General features: G+C 61.6%; 3 protein-coding genes. All 3 read left to right on the plus strand.

The window, feature by feature from the left end:
• Positions 1 to 146 precede the first annotated feature (146 nt).
• Genes L6Q21_RS17905 through L6Q21_RS17915 form a run of 3 tightly spaced genes read left to right on the plus strand, consistent with a single transcriptional unit; the run spans position 147 to position 3,729 of the window.
• Positions 147 to 1,376, plus strand: a complete 1,230-nt coding sequence (locus L6Q21_RS17905; RefSeq protein ID WP_237832125.1) for a site-specific integrase — start codon at positions 147 to 149, stop codon at positions 1,374 to 1,376.
• Positions 1,373 to 2,725 carry a tyrosine-type recombinase/integrase gene (locus L6Q21_RS17910; RefSeq protein WP_237832126.1) on the plus strand — a complete coding sequence of 451 codons (1,353 nt, stop codon included), beginning with the start codon at positions 1,373 to 1,375 and terminating at the stop codon, positions 2,723 to 2,725. The genes L6Q21_RS17905 and L6Q21_RS17910 overlap by 4 nt, the downstream gene beginning before the upstream one ends.
• Positions 2,725 to 3,729 (plus strand): tyrosine-type recombinase/integrase, encoded by a 1,005-nt coding sequence (locus tag L6Q21_RS17915; RefSeq protein ID WP_237832127.1) that lies wholly within the window; start codon positions 2,725 to 2,727, stop codon positions 3,727 to 3,729. The genes L6Q21_RS17910 and L6Q21_RS17915 overlap by 1 nt, the downstream gene beginning before the upstream one ends.
• Positions 3,730 to 3,830 lie beyond the last annotated feature (101 nt).

A 3,830-nucleotide genomic window follows, 5' to 3' on the forward strand; every position in this document is an offset into this window, starting at 1 on the left:
GACAGCTAATCGCGAGGACGCGATAATGCGAAGGTGTCCAGGATTCATTTTTGTTTTCCTTGGCTTCTGGATATCGGCGCGGCCTTTGCTGCGCATTATTTTGATTGCAAACCTCGGCGGCTTTCCAACCGTCTGAGGAGACATTCATGTTGAAATTGCACGACGAGCTGATCGAAGAGCTCGCGAAATCGCTCATGGAGCAGAACTACAATCCGGTGGTCGTGACCAACCATCGGCTCTACGCCCGCCGGTTCCTGGACTACCTGGCTGAACGTGGCATGCCGGTGACGATGGTGACGCCAGCGCAGGTCGATCAGTATTTTCGCCACGCAGTCCGGTGCTTTCAGGATCGCTACGGTCGTCCGCCCAGCTCACGCTGGCACAGGCTGCCGCACACAGCGATCGGCAGGTTGCTCCGCCTCGCCCAAGGCACGTGGCCGCCTGAAATAGAAATCGAACCGGGTGCGATGCTCCGGCACGCCATTTGCCATGATTACGGGAACTGGATGCGTGACGAACGCGGTCTGTCAGATGCGACGATCGACGCGCGCTCGCGGGAGGCGCGGCGCTTTCTGGATTGGTACTTCGGCCGCAGCGGCGCCGATGATCTCTCGGCAATGGCCGTGCGCGATATCGATCACTACATGGACATGCGCGCCATCGGTCTGCGCCGGATATCGCTCGCGGGTTCTGCCGCATGGCTTCGATCCCTGCTGCGCTATCTCCATCAGTCGGGACGGGTGCCGACCGACCTGAGCGCGCAGGTCATCAGCCCGATGCTTTATGCCTACGAGAATGTTCCCTCGATCCTCGAGCGCGGCCAGATCGAGATGGTTCTGGAGGCCACCGGCAGAGACAGGTCGCCGAGGGGCCTGCGCGACAATGCAATTTTGCAGATGCTGGCCATCTATGGGCTGCGAGAAGGCGAGATCTGCAATCTCCGGCTCGACGACATCGACTGGCGCGCAGACTCGCTGCGGATACGTCACACCAAGACCAATGCCTGCTCCTATATGCCGCTTCTGACGCCGGTCGGTGATGCGCTGCTTGACTATCTGCGTCTCGGACGCCCGCAGGTCGACTGCCGGGAAATCTTTCTCAGGTCCTTCGCGCCCTATACCCGGATGAAGAACCTTTATGGCATGGTCGACGGGCGTCTGGCGGCAGCGGGCGTCACCCCGGTGGGAAAGCGTGGACCGCATATCTTCCGCCACGCGCGGGCGGTCGAACTGCTGCGTGCCTCAGTTCCGCAAAAGATCATCGGCGATGTGCTCGGGCACCGGTCGACCGAGTCCACCAACGCCTATCTCAAACTTGCCACCGAAGATTTGCGGGCTGTAGCGCTCGACGTGCCCGGATCGGAGGTGCTGTCATGAGCGCCTGGCGCGATCCCGATCGCACCATCATCGACGCCTTTCTGGAAAAGTCGCAGTTCCGGCCGGGAAGCAGACCCACGTATCGCTGGTTCCTTCGCAGCTTCGAAGATGTTGCGCTCCGGCACCCTGCAGTGGATCGCCAGATGATCGAAGACTGGTTGGGCGAAATGGCACCGCGCTGGAAATTGTCGACGCTATTGAACCAGGTCTGCATCGTTGACCGTTTCCTCGACTATCTGGTCCAGAACGAGTTGATTCCCGGCAATCCCGTTGCCGAGCTTCGCAGACAGCACAATATCAACCAGAATAAGCCGATCTGGCGGGCACTCGCCTCCCCGAATCCCGACGAAGCGCTCGCCGACCTGCACCGGCCTGCTTCCTACGGCAGCGTTCTGGGCGAGTTTATGAACGACCATGTCACGCTGATGCGAAACAGGGGCTACCAGTACGAAACGCAGGCTCATTGGTTGCTGCGGTTTGACCGGTTCCTGCAGGCTCATCCGGAATTGGCCGGAGAGCCGCTTGAGACGATGTTGACACATTGGGCGGCAGCAAAGCCGACCCGCAATCACGCGGCGGAATGCCAGAAGCTGGGGCGCATCCTGACCAAGGCGCGGCACCGGCTCGATCCGAACATCCCGCCGAAACGCTTCAACCCGCGACCGGAACGAGAGGTGGCTCGGGAGCACCGGCGACCGCATATCTTCAGCCCGGCCGACATCCGGCACATGCTCGAAGTTGCCCGCTCCTATCCGTCGCCGCATGCCCCGCTGCGGCCGGAGACTCTCTACACCATGATCCTGCTGGCCTATTGCGCCGGGCTTCGACGTAGTGAGATTGCGCGGCTCGATCTGGGCGACGTCGACCTTCGATCCGGCACGATCACGATCCGAGAAACGAAGTTCTACAAGACCAGGATACTGCCGCTGTCGGGCAGCGTCATGGTTGAACTGCGTGCCTATCTCGATACGCGGCGGCGCGCTGGTGCCCCACAGGGCCCACAATCGGGGCTATTCTGGCAGAGCCACTTCCGGGGTCACCACACCCCAGAGACCGTCACCACGATGATCACCAATGTCATGCGCCGCGCCGGGTTCAAGCCGCCGTCCGGGCGGACGGGGCCGCGCGTACATGACCTGCGGCATTCGATGGTCGTGAACCGGATTCTTGAATGGTATCGATCCGGCATCAACCCACAGGACCGGCTGCACTTCCTCTCGACCTATCTGGGTCACCGGGACATCAACTCGACGCTGGTCTACATCACCGTCACGCAGGATCTGCTGCAGGAAGCCAGTGAGCGGTTCCGCGTCGTCGGTGCCCCCTGCCTCAACGGGGAGGCGCTGTGATGAAAGCCGCAAATCCCTTCCCCGAACTATTGCGGGCCTTCTTCCAGGAATGGCTGGCGGAACAGCGCAGCGCCTCGATCCACACCATCAAGTCCTATCGGGACACCTGGCGGCTGTTGCTTCGGTTCGTCGCGGAGCGAAACGGCCGTGGTGTCGCAAGGATCACCCTGGCCGACGTCTCCGCCGGCGAGGTGCGCGCGTTCCTCAAACATGCTGAACATGGTCGCAAGGGCACGATCGGCACGCGCAACTGCCGGCTTGCCGCCATCCGCAGCTTCTTCAGCTTCGTGGCGGACAAGGACCCTGAATATATCGCCCAATGCGCCGAGGTTCTCACGATCCCGCTCAAGCGAAAGCCTACTGCCGCGCCCTGCTACCTTGAGCCAGCGGAGGTCGAGGCCATTCTCGCGCAACCCGACCGGTCGACCATCGAAGGGATGCGAGACCATGTGCTGCTGTCACTGCTCTATAATAGCGGTGCGCGTATCCAGGAGGCGCTCGACCTCTGTCCCAAGGCAATCCGGTTCGAAGCACCGTATTGCGTGCGTCTTTACGGAAAAGGTCGAAAAGAACGCATCTGCCCGCTTTGGCCGGAAACGGTGGCGTTGCTGATAAAGCTGCTGGAGCGGCAGCCGCGCGCACCGGATGAGCGCATCTTCGTCAATCGTTACGGCGAACCTCTGGGGGCATCGGGCGTGCGGTACAAGCTGGCGAGTTACGTCGCGGCGGCGGCGAATGCGACACCCACGCTTCGCTCTAAGCATGTGACGCCGCACAGCTTCCGGCACGCGACGGCCGTCCACCTCGTCGCGGCGGGCGTCGACATCACCGTCATCCGAAGCTGGCTGGGGCATGTCAGCTTGGACACAACCAACCACTATGCCCAGGCCAACCTCGAAACCAAGCGAAAGGCGCTCGAGCAGGTCGGCGTTCCGACAGCAGGAAATCGACCCGCGCGATGGAAGCGTGACGCGGACCTGCTCGCCTGGCTCGATACCCTCTGACCCCGAACCAAGGAGAGATAATGTGAAGGACGTAGCCCTGAACTCCCCAAATGATAGCGATGGTGCCGCATTCCTTCGCATTATCGCGTCCTCGCGATTAC

Origin of the sequence: Sandaracinobacteroides sayramensis, from assembly GCF_022014495.1 — a bacterium.
GTDB classification, from domain to species: Bacteria; Pseudomonadota; Alphaproteobacteria; order Sphingomonadales; family Sphingomonadaceae; genus Sandaracinobacteroides; species Sandaracinobacteroides sayramense.

What these genes read in the sequence shown, in the direction of transcription:
- L6Q21_RS17915 (WP_237832127.1), top strand. Translation starts at nt 2,725, where the DNA reads ATGAAAGCCGCAAATCCCTTCCCCGAACTATTGCGGGCCTTCTTCCAG.
- L6Q21_RS17905 (WP_237832125.1), top strand. Translation starts at nt 147, where the DNA reads ATGTTGAAATTGCACGACGAGCTGATCGAAGAGCTCGCGAAATCGCTC.
- L6Q21_RS17910 (WP_237832126.1), top strand. Translation starts at nt 1,373, where the DNA reads ATGAGCGCCTGGCGCGATCCCGATCGCACCATCATCGACGCCTTTCTG.